This is a genomic window from Paramagnetospirillum marisnigri (assembly GCF_001650715.1).
GTDB classification, from domain to species: domain Bacteria; phylum Pseudomonadota; class Alphaproteobacteria; order Rhodospirillales; family Magnetospirillaceae; genus Phaeospirillum; species Phaeospirillum marisnigri.
Genome location: NZ_LWQT01000120.1, coordinates 1 through 15715, shown reverse-complemented (window position 1 = coordinate 15715; position 15715 = coordinate 1). Strand labels below are relative to the sequence as shown.

Sequence of the window (15715 nt, the reverse complement as noted above, 5' to 3'; positions counted from 1 at the left end):
TTATTTGTCCAGTGTTGTATTGGGGCAAACCCGCAGGCCGCCCCGCCGAACCCATTTGGTTAGCACCAATTTGCCGGGATGGGAACCTATAGTTCTCGCACCAGATCGGCCAGCGGGCCGCAACCCGGCAGAAACCGGGCCGGTGAGACCGGGAACTCACCTTCGTATGGGGGGTGCGGCCGCATCAGGACCGGCGAGCAGCCGGAATTGACGGCGCATTGGATATCGATGGGCGAATCGCCCACGAACCACACCTCGGGACCCACGGCGATGCCGGTTCCCTCCAGGGCCATGTGCACCGGGGCCGGGTCGGGTTTGTCGAAGGTGGCGTCGTCGGCCCCCACCAGTCGGGTGAAATAGCCCTCCCAGCCCATGATCCCCGCTTCCTTGCGCAGGAAGGAACCACGCTTGTTGCTGACCACCGCCAATGTGATATCGGCGGCGCGCAGCGAGTCCAGCATGTCCTTGGCACCCGGCAGCGGATGCAGGTGATCCAAGTGGATGGCGGCGAAACTGGCGGTGAAGACGTCCCTCGCCTCGGGCCAACGCTCGCCGAACATGGCGGGGAAGGAATCGCGCATGGAGGCGGCGACGCGAGCCTGGGTCTCTTCCATGCTCCATTCCGCCATGCCGAAATGACGGAAGGTCATGTTGTAGGATTCGCGGATGCAATCCCACGAATCCACCAATGTGTTGTCCCAGTCGAAAATGACGGCACGGGGCCGGGGCAATCCCATCAGAAATATTCCAGCCGGACCGAGAACATCTTTTCCACCTTCTTCACCGCTTCGGCGGTGGCGAACAGGATGACGCGGTCGCCGGCCTGGATCACCGTGCTGCCGCGCGGGCTGATCACTTGGCCGTTATGGACGATGGCGCCGATCAGCACGCCGACGGGCAGCTTGACGTCGCGCAGCGGCTTGCCCACCAGATTGGAGGTTTCCAGCGCATCGGCCTCGATCAACTCGCCAAAGCCCTCGTGCAGGGAATGGACGGCATGGATGCGGCCGCGCCGCACATGCTGGAGGATATTGGACACGGTGATGGCGCGCGGGCTGATCACAACGTCGATGCCCAGCGGTCCCACCAGGGCGTTGTAGGTGCCCTTGTTGATCAGGGTCAGGGTACGGCGGCAGCCATAGCGCTTGGCCAGCAGCCCGGCCAGAATGTTGGTCTCGTCGTCATTGGTGACGGTGACCACGGCCTCGGCGGCGGCCACCGAGGCCTCCTCCAGGATTTCCGGGTCCAGCACGTCGCCGTTGAGCACCACAGTGCGATTCAGGGTGCGGGCGATGAACTCGGCCCGCTCCTTGTTGGCCTCGATCACCTTGATGGAGGTGCCGGGATGGGCTTCTTCCAACTGCTGCGCCAGGAACAGGCCGATATTGCCACCGCCGAAGATGACGATGCGCCGGGCTTCCTTGTCCTCGCGGCCAAAGGCCCCCAGGGCGCGGTCCACATGGCTGGTATCGACCACGAAATAAACCTCGTCGCCCTCGCGCATCTGGTCCTCGCCGGTGGGAACCAGGGCCTTGCCATCACGGACGATGCCGATGATGACGATGGCGAGATCGGGAAACAGCACCGTCAACTGGCGTAGCGGCGTATGGATCAGCGGGCAGTCCTCGGTGCAGCGCACCCCGATCAGGCTGACCTTGCCCCCCGCCAGCGGAATCACGTCCAGCGCGCCCGGCACCTGCAGCCGCCGGGTGATGGCGCGCGCCACCTCGATCTCGGGGCTGATGACCACGTCGATGGGCAGATGCTCGCGCGAGAACAGATTGGCCCAGATGGGCTGCAGATAGCTCTGGCTGCGCACCCGGGCGATCTTGGTGGGCACGTTGAACAGGGAATGCGCCACCTGGCAGGCGATCATGTTGACCTCGTCGGCGGCGGTCACCGCGATCAGCATGTCGGCATCTCCCGCCCCCGCCTGTTCCAGCACGGAAGGGTGCGAGGCGAAGCCCTGCACCACCTGCACGTCCAGGGTGTCGCTGACCTTGCGGATCAGGTCCGGACGCTGGTCGATGACGGTGACGTCGTTGTTTTCGCCCGCCAGGTAATGGGCGATGTTGAAGCCGACCTGGCCCGCGCCGCAGACGATGACCTTCATTTCTTTTCGTCCGTGTTGACGCCCAGCAGCTTCAGCTTGCGATGAAGCGCCGAGCGCTCCATGCCGACGAAAGCGGCGGTGCGTGAGATATTGCCGGCAAAACGGTTGACCTGGGCCAGGAGATATTCGCGCTCGAACAGCTCGCGAGCCTCGCGCAGCGGCAGGGTCATGATCTCGCTGGATTTGTCCCAGCGCAGGACGGCGGGTGTGATGGCGCCGATTTCGCTGGGCAGCATGTCGGCCCGGATGGGCTCGCGGGCATCACCCGGCGCCATGATCAACAGCCAATCCACCACATTCCTGAGCTGGCGGACATTGCCGGGCCAATCATAGGCCTGCAGCGCCGCCATGGCGTCCTCGGAAATGGGCCGGGGCTGCACGCCGGCCACGCTGGCCGTCATCTGCATGAACTGGCGGGCCAAGGCGGGAATATCCTCCTTGCGATCGCGCAACGATGCCATGCGCACCGGCACCACATTCAGGCGATAGAACAGGTCCTCGCGGAAATGTCCCGAAGCCATCTCGGTCTGAAGATCGCGATTGGTGGTGGCGATGACGCGCACATCGACCTCGACCCGTTTTCCACCGCCCACCCGCTCGAACATCTGGTCCTGCAAGACGCGAACGATCTTGCCCTGGGTCTCCAGCGGCATGTCGGCGACCTCGTCCAGCAGCAAGGTGCCGCCATGGGCCTGTTCGAAGGTACCGATCTTGCGGGGAGTCTCGGGACCATCCATGCCGTGCTCGGTGCCGAACAGCTCCACCTCCATGCGGTCGGGATGCATGGCGGCGCAATTCAGCACCACGAAGGGGCCATCGGCCCGGCGCGAGCGGGCATGGATCAGGCGGGCCACCACTTCCTTGCCCGAACCGGCGGGTCCGGTGATCAGCACCCGGGAATTGGTGGGCGCCACCCGGTCGATGGCCTGGCGGGCCTGGGCCACCGCCACCGACCCGCCAATCAGCTCGCCGGTGGACCCGGCGCGCAGTTTCAGTTCCTCGTTCTCGCGCCGCAGCCGGGCGGCCTCAATGGCGCGCTCCACCACCAACAGCAGCCTGTCGGCCTTGAACGGCTTCTCGATGAAGTCATAGGCGCCGACCTTGATGGCCTGCACCGCCGTCTCGATATTGCCGTGGCCGGAAATCATCACCACCGGCACTTCCGGATGGTCGCGCTTGACCGCTTCCAGCACACCCAGCCCATCGAGGCGCGAGCCCTGCAGCCAGATATCCTGGATCACCAGATTGGGACGCCGCGCCCGGATACCTTCCAGCGCCTCGTCGGAATTGGAGGCCTCGCGGGTAGAATGTCCCTCGTCCTCAAGGATACCGGCGATGAGAGCGCGAATATCGCCTTCGTCGTCGACGATCAGGATGTCATGCGCCATGGATTTCCGCACCAGACTGGGGGGCCTGACCACTGGGCTCGCTCGGGGGGAAGATCAGCCCGACACGGGCGCCGCCGTCAGGCGCGTCCTCAAGATACAAGTCACCGCCATGGTCTTCCATGATCTTCTTGACGATGGCAAGACCTAATCCGGTACCCTTGGCCCGCGTGGTGACATAGGGCTCGGTCAACCGCTCGCGGTTCTCGCGCGGCAGGCCCTTGCCGTTATCGCAAACCTCGATCACCACCCGATCGGGATGAAGCGCCAGGGTCAGGCCGATCCGCCCCTTGGGAGCGTCGGGATCTTCCCTTCCCTGGATGCCTTCCACCGCGTTCTTCAGCAGATTGGTCAGCGCCTGACCGATCAGGCGGCCGTCGCAGACCAGAACCACCGGCTGGTCCGGAATGGTGGCGACGAACTCGATTTCGGGCGAACCGGTGCGTTGCAGGAACAAGGACTGTCGGCAGATATCGGCCAGATCGGCGCTCTTCATCTGCGGTGCCGGCATGCGGGCGAAGGACGAGAACTCGTCCACCATGCGCCCGATATCCCCAACCTGACGGATGATGGTCTCGATCAGCTTAATGTACGTCTCAGGATCTGTCTGTATCTCTTTGAGATATTTACGCTTAAGCCTCTCCGCCGATAGCTGGATCGGGGTCAGGGGATTCTTGATCTCATGGGCGATACGGCGCGCCACATCGGCCCAGGCCGCCTTGCGCTGGGCCGAAACCAGTTCGGTGATGTCATCGAAGGTGACCACATAACCGATGATCTCGCCCTCCAGATGCTCGGCGGCGACCCGAACCAGAAGGATGCGGGACCGGGCGCCGGGGGTATCAAGGCGAACCTCACGCTGGACCAGTCGATCCGGGCGGCGCACCACCTCGTCCAAGGCCTCGGCCAGTTCGGGCAGAACCTCGCGCAGAGGGTGCCCCACCTCCTCGTCCAGGGGGCGGCCCACCAGTTCGCTGGCGGAACGGTTGGGCAGGTGGATGCGTTCTTGCCGGTCCAGCCCGATCACCCCGGCGGAAACACCCGACAGCACGGTCTCGGTGAAGCGGCGGCGTTCGTCCAGTTCGCGATTGGCATCCATCAATTCGGTACGCTGGGTACCGAGCTGATGCGTCATGCGGTTGAAGGCGCGGCTCAGCACGCCCACCTCGTCGGCGGCATCCTCGGCCACCCTGGCATCGAGATCGCCCGAGCGCACCCGCTCGGCGGCATCGATCAGACGGGCGATGGGGGTCGCCAGCTTGTTGGCCATGCTCAGCCCGATCCAGACCGATGTCAGGACCAGCAGCAGCGCCACCACGGCGAAGACCAGGGAGAAGGCCGTTTCCAGGCCAGACCGGCGACCTTCCAGCCGTTCATACTGGGCCACCGCCGCCGAGGTCTGCTCCATATGGCCGACCACCTTGGGATCGACGAACCGACCGACGAACAGATAGGTCTCGCCGAACAGGCCGGGCAGCAGCACCAGCGCCTTGACCCGGTCGTCGCCGCTGCCGGTCATCACCGCCACGTCGCCCGCCCGCGCCTTGTCATAGGCCCATTGCGGAATCTGGTCGATATTGGCCTCGACCGCGAAGATCAGTCCGGACCGGGCCAGGATGGTGCCGCGCGAATCGAACACCGTCGCCTCGGTCAGGCCGCGGATGGCGGCCTGGGTGCCGAGGAACTGGGCGAAGGCCTGCGGCGAGCGCAGCAGCAGCCCGCCCTCGCGGTTGATGTCGTTGGCCATGGCCAGGGCATCACCGCCGACGATCTGCTTGTGCTCCTCCAGATAGGCGTGCGCCACCTGCAACGAAGCCTGCAGCGCGGTGCGCACCCGATCCGAGAACCAGCTTTCCACGCCATAGCGGAAAAAGGCGGCGGAACCGACGCTCATCAGCGCCGATGGCGTCACCGCCACCAGGGCGAACAGCATGATGAAGCGCAAATGCAGCTTGGACCCGGAAGACCCCTGCCGCCGGGCGCGCAGCACCTCGAGCACCCGAAAGCCCACCACGGCCCCCAGGGCCAGCAGCAGCACCATGTCGAGGACCAGCAGCGACAGCACCGTGCGGGGGTCGGGAGTGGCGCCGCCCGCCACGCCCATGGCCCAGACGGTGGCGGCCACCGAGGGCACCGCCGCGAAGGTCAGCAGATAGGACAGGCGCCGGGGCAGATCGACCCGTCGCGCCCACAGCCGGAGTCGGATCAGGGCTCCCGGACGGGCGGCCATGACTATTTGAGGCCGCGGCTGATCTGGATATCCAGATCCTTGATCTTCTTGCGCAGCGTGTTGCGGTTGAGCCCCAACAAGTGCGCCGCCTTGATCTGGTTGCCCCTGGTCGCTTCCAGGGCGATGGTCACCAGCGGCTTCTCCACCTCGCGCAGCACCCGGTCATAGACCCCGGCGGGCGGCAATCCATCGCCGTGATTGCCGAAATATTCCCGCAGATGCCGTTCCACCGTGGCTGACAGCCCCTCGCCCTCGACTCCGCCGCCGATGGCATCGGCCACGGGCGATCCGCCCACCAACTCGCCCTCGATGACCTCGATACCGATCACTTCCTGGGAGTAGAGAGCCGCCAGGCGGCGAACCAGATTCTCCAGCTCGCGGACATTGCCGGGCCAGCGGTGCTTTTTCAGCCGTTCCATGGCCTGGGAATCAATGGTCTTGGCGGGAAGACCCTCGGCATTGGCCAGGGCCAGGAAGTGGCGCACCAGTTCCGGCACATCCTCGGAGCGTTCGCGCAGCGGCGGCAGCCGGATCGGCACCACGTTCAGGCGATAGAACAGATCCTCGCGGAACAGGCCCTGACGGATCAGCTGGGTCAGGTCACGATGGGTGGCGGCGACAATGCGCACATTGGCGCGGATGGGAGTGCGCCCGCCCACCGTGGTGTATTCGCCTTCCTGCAGCACCCGCAGCAGCCGGGTCTGGGCCTCGGGCGGCATATCGCCGATTTCATCCAGGAACAGGGTACCACCCTCGGCCTGCTCGAAACGACCGGCGGCCCGCTGGGTGGCGCCGGTAAACGCCCCCTTCTCATGGCCAAACAGTTCGCTTTCGATCAGTTCGCGCGGGATCGCCGCCATGTTGATGGCGACGAAGGGACCGTTGCGGCGCTTGCCGTAGTCGTGCAGCGCCCGAGCGACCAACTCCTTGCCGGTACCGGATTCGCCGGTGATCATCACCGACAGGTCGGTGCCCATCAGGCGCGCCAGGGTGCGGTAGATTTCCTGCATGGCCGCCGAACGACCGATCAGCGGCAGCTTCTCCTCGTCATCGCCCGAAGCGGCATCGGCGGGAGCGGCGCGCGGGCTGGACAGGGCGCGCCCGACCACGTTGACCAGTTCCTTCAGGTCGAAGGGTTTGGGCATGTATTCGAAGGCGCCGCGCTGGGTGGCCTTGACCGCCGTCAGCAAGGTGTTCTGGGCACTCATGACGATGATGCGCAGATCGGGCCGGATCTTCTTCATGCGCGGCAGCAGGTCGAGTCCGCTTTCATCGGGCATCACCACATCGGTGATCACCAGATCGCCGTCGCCCTCGGACACCCAGCGCCACAAGGTCGAGGCATTGCCGGTGGTCCGCACCTCGTAACCGGCGCGACCCAGGGCCTGGGACAGCACGGTGCGGATGCCGCGATCATCGTCTGCCACCAGGATGGTGGCGGTAGTGGTCATGGTGCTCATACATCCCCATCCTGAACCATGGGCAGCATCACCCGGAAAATGGTGCGCCGCGGAACACTGTCGAACTCGATCACTCCCCCGTGATCGCCGACGATCTTGGCCACCAGGGCCAGACCCAGGCCGCTGCCCGTGGTCTTGGTGGTGACGAAGGCATCGAAAAGATTGGGCCGCAGATCCTCGGGGATACCCGGTCCATTGTCCTGGATGCTGACCACCAGCGGCAGATGACGACGCACGTCGCTGCCCGGCAGGGCCAGACGGATGCCGTGCTGGTAGCCGGTGGACAGGATGATCTCGCCGCCCTCCTCCGGCACCGCCTCGGCGGCGTTCTTGATCAGGTTGAGGAAGACCTGGATCAACTGGTCGCGATCGCCCCACACGGCGGGAAGTGACGGGTCGTAGCTTTCCACCACCCGGATGTTGCGGGCAAACCCGGCCTCGGCGATGCGCCGCACATGTTCCAGCACCCGATGGATGTTGACCGATTGGCGCGCCACGGTGGGCTTGTCGGAAAACGCCTCCATGCGGTCCACCAAGGCGACGATGCGGTCGGCCTCGTCGCAGATCAGCCGGGTCAGGATGCAATCGTCCTCGTTGGCGTTCTGCTCCAGCAACTGGGCGGCGCCCCGGATGCCCGACAGCGGATTCTTGACCTCATGGGCCAGGATCGAGGCCATGGCGGTCACCGAGCGCGCCGCGTTGCGGCTGGTGAGCTGGGCGCCGATCTTGAGCGCGATGGATTGCTCGTGCAGGCTGACCACCACGCTGCCCGGCATCTCGACGATGGGCGAGACCTGAACCGAAACGGTACGGTGGCCGGTACGCGGCGTATCCAATGCGATACCGTGCTCGGCCGCCGAGATGCTTTCGCCGCGCGACTGTTCCAGCAGCGCCAGGACCGGCGAATCGGGGGGCAGGAACTCGGTGATGGCCCGGCCGCACAGATAGCTGGCGCCGCAGGAAAACAACTGCTCGGCGCCCCCATTGGCGTAGCGGATGGTGTTGTCGGAATCCACCGCCAGGACCGCCGCCCCCAGGGCGCCAAGGACCATGCCGGGGTCATAGGCGGCCCCGGGCCGGAAAGCGGGGCCGCCCATCATGCCGCCTCCCGGCACAGCAGCGGCTCGTAGAAGCGGCGGATGGCCTCCCTCACCGCCTCGACCTCGCCCAGGCGGTTGATCTCGGCGCGGAACTCGGCCGAACCGGGCAGGCCCTTGGAATACCAAGCGATATGCTTGCGGGCGTTGCGCACGCCAGCCACGCTTCCGTAATGAAGCAGCATGGCCTCGAAATGCTCCGTCAGGATGGTGTATTGCTCCGCCAGGCCGGGATCGGGCAAGCGATCTCCGGTGGCAAGGTAATGGGCAACCTGCCCCGGCAGCCAGGGCCGCCCATAGGTGCCGCGCCCGATCATCACGCCGTCGGCGCCCGACATCTCCAGCATGGTGCGGGCGTCGTCGATGCTTTCCACATCGCCATTGCCCACCACCGGAATGGAGACGGCGCGCTTCACCTCGCCGATGAAGGCCCAATCGGCCGAGCCGCTATACATCTGGCTGCGGGTCCGGCCATGCACCGTCACCATACGGATGCCGCACTCCTCGGCCACCTTCGCCAGACTGGGGGCATTGCGGCTGGTCATGTCCCAGCCGGTGCGCATCTTGAGGGTCACCGGAATCGACACCGCCTTGACCACGGCGGTCAGGATGCGAGCCGCCAGATTCTCGTTGCGCATCAGGGCCGAGCCCGCCTCGCCCTTCAGGGCCACCTTCTTGACCGGGCAGCCCATGTTGATGTCGATGATGGCGGCGCCCAGATCCTGGTTGAGGCGGGCGGCATCGGCCATGACCTCGGGCTCGCACCCCGCCAGTTGCACCGCCATGGGAAACTCATCAGGCGTGTGGGACGCCATCTTCATGGTCTGGCGGTTCTGGCGGATCATGGCCTGGCTGGCGATCATCTCGGACACCACCATACCCGCCCCCAGTCGCTTGACCAGACGGCGGTTGGGCATGTCGGTGACCCCGGCCATGGGGGCCAGGATGACGGGGCTGTCCAGACGGACCGGACCAATGGCGAGGGAGTGGCGTCGCTGTTCTGTCATGGTGCTTATTTATTATGCAGTTGCCCCAAGACGCAACGGCAAAAGCTGCCACAGGAACGGGCAGCTTAGGAAAGCAGCACTTGTGTGACGAATTTGACGCCGGGATAGGCGAGAGTCAGCAGCAGATACGACACCAGCACCACCCGGGCGGCCATGCGGCCGCGAACGCCACAGACCCGATGCCCGATCAGCAACAGCCCGATCAGGCCGAAGGCCACCAGCGACAGCAGGGTCTTGTGGCCGAACACCATCAGGGCGCCGGTCTCGAAATACTGGGTGGCCATGCCAGTGATCAGTCCCAGCCCCAGGACCAGTTCGCCGGTCAGCAGCAGACGCCCGGCCAGACTCTCGCCATCGGCCACGCTGGGAAGCATGCGGGTCAGGCGGGTGGGCCGCTTGCGCTTGAGGGCGCGTTCCTGCAGGAAGGCCCCCAGCGAGGCCACCGCCGCCAGGGTGAGCAGGGCATAGGTCAGCACCGAAACGATGATATGAATGTCAAGCCAGGCGGCGGGCGCGCCGCCCACCAGGGGCTGGGGATCCTCCACATGGCGCACCAGCGAGGCCAGGATGCCCAGCACCGCCAGGAACGGCATCAGCAGCGGCGCCAGCCGCCAGGCCTGGCGCGAGACCATGGACTGGGCGGCGAACAGGGCGGCGCAGGCCCCGATGCTGATCCACAGCGCCGCCGACAGGCTGGTCTGCCAGCCCTCGCTGACCAGCAGCACGCCCCAGGCCGCCGGACCGGACACCGCCAGGGCGATGGCCCCCCAGAACGGGCCGTCGCGATCAGCCTCGGAGCGCAGCGGAATCAGCGCCGCCGGAAGCAGCGCCACCACGGCGAACAGGTTGAGGACCAGTGAAGCGGACATGATGGCGACTATACCATCCTTTGCCGCATCGCAAAGAGGTTGAGCTATGCGCCCATCGGTCATAGTTTACCTGCTCTTTGCAGCGGAGGCGGACCATGGGCAAAACGGTGGCTTTGGTGGTGGCGGCGGGGCGTGGGCGCAGATTCGGCGGCGACCTGCCCAAGCAATACCACGACCTGGCCGGTCGCATGGTCCTGCGCCATACCCTGGCCGCCTTCGCCACCAATCCCGAGGTGGACATGGTGCGCGCCGTGATCCATCCCGACGACCGCCAGCTTTACGATATCGCCGCCGCCGGACTTCCGGTGCTGGAGCCGGTCCCGGGCGGTGCCTCGCGCCAGGACAGCGTCCGCCTCGGCCTGGAAAGCCTTGCCGGGCTGGATGTGTCGAAGGTGCTGATCCATGACGGGGCGCGGCCCTTCATCGACGCCGGGACCATCGGCCGCGTCGTCGCCGCCCTGGACAGCCACGCCGCCGCCCTGCCCGTCGTGCCGGTGGCCGATACCCTCAAGCGGGGCAAGGACGGCTTCGTCGCCGACACGGTTGACCGCGACCAGTTGTTCCGGGCCCAGACCCCCCAGGGCTTCCGCTTCGCCGAGATCCTGGCGGCCCATGCCGCCGTGCTGGGCGAGGAACTGACCGATGACGCCGCCGTGGCCGAGCGGGCCGGGCTGAAAGTCACCCTGGTGGCCGGTTCCGAGGACAATGTGAAGCTGACCACCGCCGCCGACCTGGAGCGGGCGCGCCGCCTGTTCGAAGGCCCCGGCGAGGTCCGCTCCGCCTCGGGCTACGATGTTCACTGTTTCGAGGACGGCTCCGGCTGCTGGCTCTGTGGTGTACTGGTCCCCCATGACCGCAAGCTCAAGGGTCATTCCGACGCCGATGTGGCGCTACACGCCCTGACCGACGCCATCCTGGGCGCCATCGCGGCGGGGGATATCGGCCACCATTTCCCGCCATCGGATGCAAAGTGGAAGGGCGCCGAATCCTGGCGTTTCCTTGCCCATGCCGCCTCCCTGGTCACCGCCAAGGGCGGCCGCATAGTCAATGTGGATGTCACCATCATCTGCGAACGCCCCAAGGTCGGCCCCCATCGCGCCGCCATGGCGGCCAGGGTGGCTGAGATCCTGGGCATTTCCCAGGACCGGGTCAGCGTCAAGGCCACCACGACCGAGGGGTTGGGCTTCACCGGCCGCAAGGAGGGCATCGCCGCCCAGGCCATGGCCTCGGTCTGGCTGCCTAGGTAATGGCGGGGGCGGTCTCGGCGTCGACCCAGGCCAGGAAGTCGGGATTGCCGGTGGCGATGGGCATGACCACCACGCAGGGGCAGTCATAGCTGTGCAGTTCCTTGAGGCGGTGGATCACCGCCTGGACCAGGGCGGAGCGGGTCTTGCAGATCATGACCGCCTCGCGCTCCTCGGCCACCTTGCCCTCCCACCAATAGAGCGAGGTGGCGCCATCCAGCACATTGGCGCAGGCCACCAACCGTGATTCCACCAGGACACGCGCCAGATTCAGCGCTTCTTCCCGCCCCGAGGCAGTCACATAGATCAGACTTTGACTCATCGATCATCCCCGCAAGGCAAGAAAAGCGGGGCTGGCTCCATCGCGCTCGAAGCCGCCCCGCCTAGTCTGTGTCGGCACCCGCCGGAAGAGGAGAAGACCGGGGAGCCTCGGCGGCTGCGTACCACGGCACGGCCAACCGACGTCACACACATAATGATTCTGTGAATGGATTTCGATACCCCGTCGTGACAATTTTCACCCCCGCAACTGCGTTCGCAGCCAAACCGTCTAGCCACGCAGCATGGCGACAAGCATATCCGCCGCTTCACAATTGCCGTTTGCGGTCACAAGTGGCGGAATCGGAAGGGAAAACAACTTTCGCAGTTGAATTTCGAGACCATCCCCGGACAGATCCTCCGTCCGACATTCCACCGCTCGCCCATGCTGTTTCAACCATCCGTCCAGATGGGGACATTCCGGCCAATCGGGCCGCGCGGTATAGATCACCGGCACACCGGCCATGGCCGCCTCGACAAAAGTGCCATAGCCCGGCTTGGTGACGATGACCTCCACCGAGGCGGCCATGTCGGCATAGTCCCAGCCCGTTTCCCTCCAGGGCCGGATGTCGTCACGCGACTCCGGCGCCGCCAGGGTGCTGAGCCAATGCCAGCCGGGCAGGCGCGGCCAGCGGCTCAGATCCATGTCGTGGTCGATGCCGCCGAAGGCGATCAGCCCCAGCCGATCCGCCGCGCCCAGGCCAAGTCGCGCCTTCAGCGCCGCCGTGTCCCCCCTGCCCTTCATCCCCACCGGCCCGATGTCGCGGATATTGCGCAGGCTGGGCATATCCATGGCGGGAGTGACCCGCAGGAACACCGCCGCCCGATTATAGGCTTCGGCCATCTGGCCCTTGATGGCGTCGGCCTCCGGCCTGTGGCCGAGATAGTGGTCATAGATGTCCGCCCATTCCAGCGAGCTCAGCGCCACAACGGGGATTCCGGCGGCATGGGCCGCCGCGACGGTCACATAGGGGATGTTGGCCAGGACAAGGTCCGGGGCCGCCGCCCGCAGACGTGCGGCCTCTTGCGCCACCAGCCCGGGCCAATCCGCATGCAACTCCACATAGCCCCGGGCCGAGGCTTCCAGGTCGATATGCGTGGCCGAGAGCATGCGCAGCCCGAAATCGGGGATATGGGGCACCAGGGTGAAGTCGGTGCCGTAGCGACTGCTCAGGAATTCGGGGGACACCGCCGTCTGGATGGTCAGACGCAGCCCCGGCAGGCGGCGGCGCAATTCGGCGATGACCGGAGCCGTCATGGCGGCATGGCCAAAACCATGGGGGCTAAGCGCCAGCCAGAGATGGGGAGAGCGTGGATCGGTCATGATGGCGGTGACGATAATGGTTAAGTCCGGCCCTGTCGATGCCGGGCGACTTGCCTGCAAGGTCCGGCCACGCTAGCCTCGTACCAGACTCGCCGAAGCCTCGGCCAAGTAGAGGAACGCCCCCATGGACCTGTCCACCCGCTATCTCGGCCTCACCCTGAAGAACCCCCTGGTGGTGTCGGCCTCGCCGCTATCGCTGGACATCGGCAATCTGCGCAAGCTGGAAGACTGTGGCGCGGCAGCGGTGGTGCTTCCCTCCATCTTCCAGGAAGACATCGAGAACGAGATCGATGAGATGGAGCGTCTGGTGGCCGAGGGCAGTTCCGAGGCTTTCTCCTATTTCCCCGCCCATATGGCCGAGAATGTGGGGCCGAAGAACTATCTCGACCTGATCCGCAAGGCCCGCGCCGCCGTGGATATTCCGGTGATCGCCAGCCTCAACGGCACCACCCGCACCGGCTGGATCGACTATGCCACCCAGATGGAGCAGGCGGGCGCCCAGGCCATCGAGCTGAACATCTACTATCTGCCCACCGATCTGAACCAAAGCGGCGCCGAGGTCGAGGCCCGCTATGTGGACATCCTGAAGGCGGTCAAGGGAGCCGTTTCGATCCCGGTCGCCATGAAGCTGAGCCCCTATTTCAGCTCGGTCGGCCATATGGTCAAGACCCTGGACCAGGCGGGCGCGGACGGTTTCGTCCTGTTCAACCGTTTCTACCAGCCCGATATCGATCTGGAGGAACTGGCGCTGGTGCGTGACCTCAAGCTCAGCCACAAGGGTGAAATCCGTCTGCCCCTGCTGTGGATCGCCGCCCTGGCCGGCAATGTGAAGGGCTCCATCGCCGCCAGCACCGGGGTGCAGACCGCCGCCGAGGTGGTCAAGTATCTGTTCGTCGGCGCCGATGCGGTGATGACCACCTCCGCCCTGCTCCGCCATGGCGTCGATTACATGAAGACCCTGCATGACGGCCTGGTGGCCGATCTCAAGCTGCGCGAGGTGGAAAACATCTCGGAAATCCGGGGCCGCATGAGCCGGGGGGCCGTCGGCGACGTGGCCGCTTTCGACCGGGTGAACTATATCCGCATCCTGCGCGGTGGCGTCCATCACGGCTGATCCGTCTCGCAGCCGCGTAATCCGGGGCCCCGGCCGGGAACGGCCGGGGCCTTTGTCGTTCATGCATGCCTTCAATGCACGCAAGCAAGAAGGCCAAGCTTGTATTTGACCGGAATCACACTAATTATGCGAACGTTCTAATTTAAAGATCAGAGGGATGGCATGACTTCGGAAGCCTGCGGGACGGCAAAGTGCTGGGCAAAGCGCGTCATCGGCGTCGCGGCGCTGGTGGTGTCGGTGGTGGTGATCGGCGGAACCGTGGTCGGCTGGGGGATCATCGGCGTCACCACCCTGCTGTCCCACTGATCAGGGTCTGCGCCACGCCACCAGCGAGGAGGGGTTGAAGGGATTCACCCCCTCCAGGTCATATCCCAGGGCGGTCAGCATCACCCTGCCCTCCTCCGAGCGCCGCGAGACCTGTTTCAGCAGGTCGGTGTTGTAATCCAGCATGGACGACCAGGCGGCGGCGTTGGTCTGCAGATACTGATCCTCCAGGCGATAGACGAAGCTGCGGTGAAACTCCACCCAGGCCTCCCGGTCCTGGCGGCAGCGCGCCACCAGATCGGACAGGTTGGAAAAGCGTTGCCAGCCGAAGGGCTCCCAATGCAGGCAGGAGACCACCGGAGCGGCCAGCAGACTGTCGTAGAAGGCATCGCCAAGGATCGGGATCTGCTCGATGGAATGACTGGTGAAGGCCACAACCCGCCGAAACCTGTCCAAGACTCCCAGATCGGGCTGGTGATAATCGAAAGCGTGGGCTTCCAGACGCACGGCCGTATCATTGGCGAACATCAGCCGGGCCGCCCGCCGTCCGCCCTCGGCAGGCTCGCAGGCCATATAGGTGGGAAATCGATCCGGCAGGCTGGCTCGCAGACGAGCGAGATTGGCACCAAGGCCACTGCCGAACTCCACCACGCAATCCACATCGGGTGTGACCATGGAGCGCAGCAGGTCGAAGACCACTCCATAGTCCTGCGAGTGCTCCAGGGCCACGTAGCGGCCATCTTCCACCGCCAGGCGCTGAGGCGCGGGCCGGTCGGCGAACTCGCCGAAATCCAGCCGGGGAATTCTCTCGCGGATGGGTGGGTTGATGAAGCCGTTATACCCCCACTCGAATGAACGAACCGCCTCGGCCATCTCGCCGGGGCTCAAGCCCTTTGCCGCCCTGGCCTCCAGACCTGGCAGGAATTCGCTCCAATAGCCGTCATGGGCCTGGATGATCTCTTCCGGGGTCGAGCCGACGCCCTGGGCCTGAGGGACCGCCTTGGCGACAGAGGCGGAAACGGGCGGGTTTGGCATCAACGCGTCTCCATGTCCCAGTGTGGTGGATTCGAAGTTCCTATCATTTTTCCGCACCCGACATTAGGAACTTAGAATTCGCAAACCACACTAGAAACAATAAGTTACTAGTGTCCAGATCGATTCTGAAATTCGAAAGGAGCTTGAATTGGATGCTGCGAATTTCAGAATCGGGACACTAGCACTACTTTGGCACTTTAGGCTCCGCAGCATCCGCAAGGAGCCTGTCACAGTGAGGGCATCGTCTGGGTGGAT

Annotated in this window: 14 protein-coding genes; 3 read left to right on the top strand and 11 right to left on the bottom strand. The window is 65.2% G+C overall.

The features are described 5' to 3' along the window. Positions 1 to 86: 86 nt before the first annotated feature. The 8 genes from A6A04_RS19635 to A6A04_RS19600 all read right to left on the bottom strand — a co-directional run bounded on the left by A6A04_RS19635 (position 87) and on the right by A6A04_RS19600 (position 10161). On the bottom strand, positions 87 to 737 hold the full coding sequence (locus A6A04_RS19635) for an HAD family hydrolase (protein ID WP_068495717.1): 651 nt from the start codon (positions 735 to 737) through the stop codon (positions 87 to 89). Next, on the bottom strand, positions 737 to 2113 hold the full coding sequence (trkA, locus tag A6A04_RS19630) for a Trk system potassium transporter TrkA (protein WP_068495716.1): 1377 nt from the start codon (positions 2111 to 2113) through the stop codon (positions 737 to 739). Before trkA ends, A6A04_RS19635 begins: the two co-directional genes overlap by 1 nt. Beyond that, positions 2110 to 3501 (bottom strand): nitrogen assimilation response regulator NtrX, encoded by a 1392-nt coding sequence (ntrX, locus tag A6A04_RS19625; RefSeq protein WP_068495715.1) that lies wholly within the window; start codon positions 3499 to 3501, stop codon positions 2110 to 2112. Before ntrX ends, trkA begins: the two co-directional genes overlap by 4 nt. Then, complete coding sequence (locus A6A04_RS19620) at positions 3491 to 5728, bottom strand: sensor histidine kinase NtrY-like (protein ID WP_068495714.1); 2238 nt, start codon at positions 5726 to 5728, stop codon at positions 3491 to 3493. The genes ntrX and A6A04_RS19620 overlap by 11 nt, the downstream gene beginning before the upstream one ends. 2 nt (positions 5729 to 5730) lie before the next feature. Continuing rightward, entirely contained in the window at positions 5731 to 7188 is a 1458-nt protein-coding gene (gene ntrC / locus A6A04_RS19615) for a nitrogen regulation protein NR(I) (protein WP_068495713.1), read from the bottom strand. Beyond that, entirely contained in the window at positions 7185 to 8285 is a 1101-nt protein-coding gene (locus A6A04_RS19610) for a two-component system sensor histidine kinase NtrB (RefSeq protein WP_068495871.1), read from the bottom strand. The genes ntrC and A6A04_RS19610 overlap by 4 nt, the downstream gene beginning before the upstream one ends. Continuing rightward, positions 8285 to 9292: a tRNA dihydrouridine synthase DusB gene (gene dusB, locus A6A04_RS19605; RefSeq protein WP_068495712.1), complete on the bottom strand. Its 1008-nt coding sequence runs from the start codon at positions 9290 to 9292 to the stop codon at positions 8285 to 8287. The genes A6A04_RS19610 and dusB overlap by 1 nt, the downstream gene beginning before the upstream one ends. Before the next feature lie 65 nt (positions 9293 to 9357). Next, positions 9358 to 10161, bottom strand: coding sequence for a cytochrome C assembly family protein (locus tag A6A04_RS19600; protein ID WP_068495711.1), 804 nt, complete (start codon positions 10159 to 10161; stop codon positions 9358 to 9360). Between the two features lie 95 nt (positions 10162 to 10256). Between A6A04_RS19600 and A6A04_RS19595 the strand changes: the two genes are divergently transcribed. Further along, positions 10257 to 11408, top strand: a complete 1152-nt coding sequence (locus A6A04_RS19595; RefSeq protein ID WP_068495710.1) for a bifunctional 2-C-methyl-D-erythritol 4-phosphate cytidylyltransferase/2-C-methyl-D-erythritol 2,4-cyclodiphosphate synthase — start codon at positions 10257 to 10259, stop codon at positions 11406 to 11408. Here A6A04_RS19595 and cutA read toward each other — a convergent pair. After that, on the bottom strand, positions 11401 to 11727 hold the full coding sequence (gene cutA, locus A6A04_RS19590; RefSeq protein WP_068495709.1) for a divalent-cation tolerance protein CutA: 327 nt from the start codon (positions 11725 to 11727) through the stop codon (positions 11401 to 11403). The two genes, A6A04_RS19595 and cutA, sit on opposite strands and share 8 nt — an antisense overlap. Before the next feature lie 228 nt (positions 11728 to 11955). Beyond that, complete coding sequence (locus A6A04_RS19585; protein WP_068495708.1) at positions 11956 to 13047, bottom strand: hypothetical protein; 1092 nt, start codon at positions 13045 to 13047, stop codon at positions 11956 to 11958. A 124-nt stretch (positions 13048 to 13171) separates the two neighbouring features. Between A6A04_RS19585 and A6A04_RS19580 the strand changes: the two genes are divergently transcribed. Next, the gene (locus tag A6A04_RS19580; RefSeq protein WP_068495707.1) at positions 13172 to 14161 is read left to right on the top strand and encodes a dihydroorotate dehydrogenase-like protein; all 990 of its coding nucleotides are present in this window, start codon (positions 13172 to 13174) and stop codon (positions 14159 to 14161) included. Positions 14162 to 14323: 162 nt separating this feature from the next. Then, positions 14324 to 14467 carry a hypothetical protein gene (locus A6A04_RS22785; RefSeq protein WP_172822829.1) on the top strand — a complete coding sequence of 48 codons (144 nt, stop codon included), beginning with the start codon at positions 14324 to 14326 and terminating at the stop codon, positions 14465 to 14467. Here A6A04_RS22785 and A6A04_RS19575 read toward each other — a convergent pair whose 3' ends face one another. After that, positions 14468 to 15460, bottom strand: a complete 993-nt coding sequence (locus tag A6A04_RS19575; RefSeq protein ID WP_068495706.1) for a hypothetical protein — start codon at positions 15458 to 15460, stop codon at positions 14468 to 14470. Between the last annotated feature and the right edge of the window lie 255 nt (positions 15461 to 15715).

Excerpts from the sequence above, each read along its gene's own strand:
- cutA (WP_068495709.1), bottom strand. The coding sequence starts at position 11,727 with ATGAGTCAAAGTCTGATCTATGTGACTGCCTCGGGGCGGGAAGAAGCG.
- A6A04_RS19595 (WP_068495710.1), top strand. The coding sequence starts at position 10,257 with ATGGGCAAAACGGTGGCTTTGGTGGTGGCGGCGGGGCGTGGGCGCAGA.
- A6A04_RS19620 (WP_068495714.1), bottom strand. The coding sequence starts at position 5,728 with ATGGCCGCCCGTCCGGGAGCCCTGATCCGACTCCGGCTGTGGGCGCGA.
- A6A04_RS19575 (WP_068495706.1), bottom strand. The coding sequence starts at position 15,460 with ATGCCAAACCCGCCCGTTTCCGCCTCTGTCGCCAAGGCGGTCCCTCAG.
- ntrC (WP_068495713.1), bottom strand. The coding sequence starts at position 7,188 with ATGAGCACCATGACCACTACCGCCACCATCCTGGTGGCAGACGATGAT.
- dusB (WP_068495712.1), bottom strand. The coding sequence starts at position 9,292 with ATGACAGAACAGCGACGCCACTCCCTCGCCATTGGTCCGGTCCGTCTG.
- trkA (WP_068495716.1), bottom strand. The coding sequence starts at position 2,113 with ATGAAGGTCATCGTCTGCGGCGCGGGCCAGGTCGGCTTCAACATCGCC.
- A6A04_RS19610 (WP_068495871.1), bottom strand. The coding sequence starts at position 8,285 with ATGGGCGGCCCCGCTTTCCGGCCCGGGGCCGCCTATGACCCCGGCATG.
- A6A04_RS19580 (WP_068495707.1), top strand. The coding sequence starts at position 13,172 with ATGGACCTGTCCACCCGCTATCTCGGCCTCACCCTGAAGAACCCCCTG.
- A6A04_RS22785 (WP_172822829.1), top strand. The coding sequence starts at position 14,324 with ATGACTTCGGAAGCCTGCGGGACGGCAAAGTGCTGGGCAAAGCGCGTC.
- A6A04_RS19600 (WP_068495711.1), bottom strand. The coding sequence starts at position 10,161 with ATGTCCGCTTCACTGGTCCTCAACCTGTTCGCCGTGGTGGCGCTGCTT.
- A6A04_RS19635 (WP_068495717.1), bottom strand. The coding sequence starts at position 737 with ATGGGATTGCCCCGGCCCCGTGCCGTCATTTTCGACTGGGACAACACA.
- ntrX (WP_068495715.1), bottom strand. The coding sequence starts at position 3,501 with ATGGCGCATGACATCCTGATCGTCGACGACGAAGGCGATATTCGCGCT.
- A6A04_RS19585 (WP_068495708.1), bottom strand. The coding sequence starts at position 13,047 with ATGACCGATCCACGCTCTCCCCATCTCTGGCTGGCGCTTAGCCCCCAT.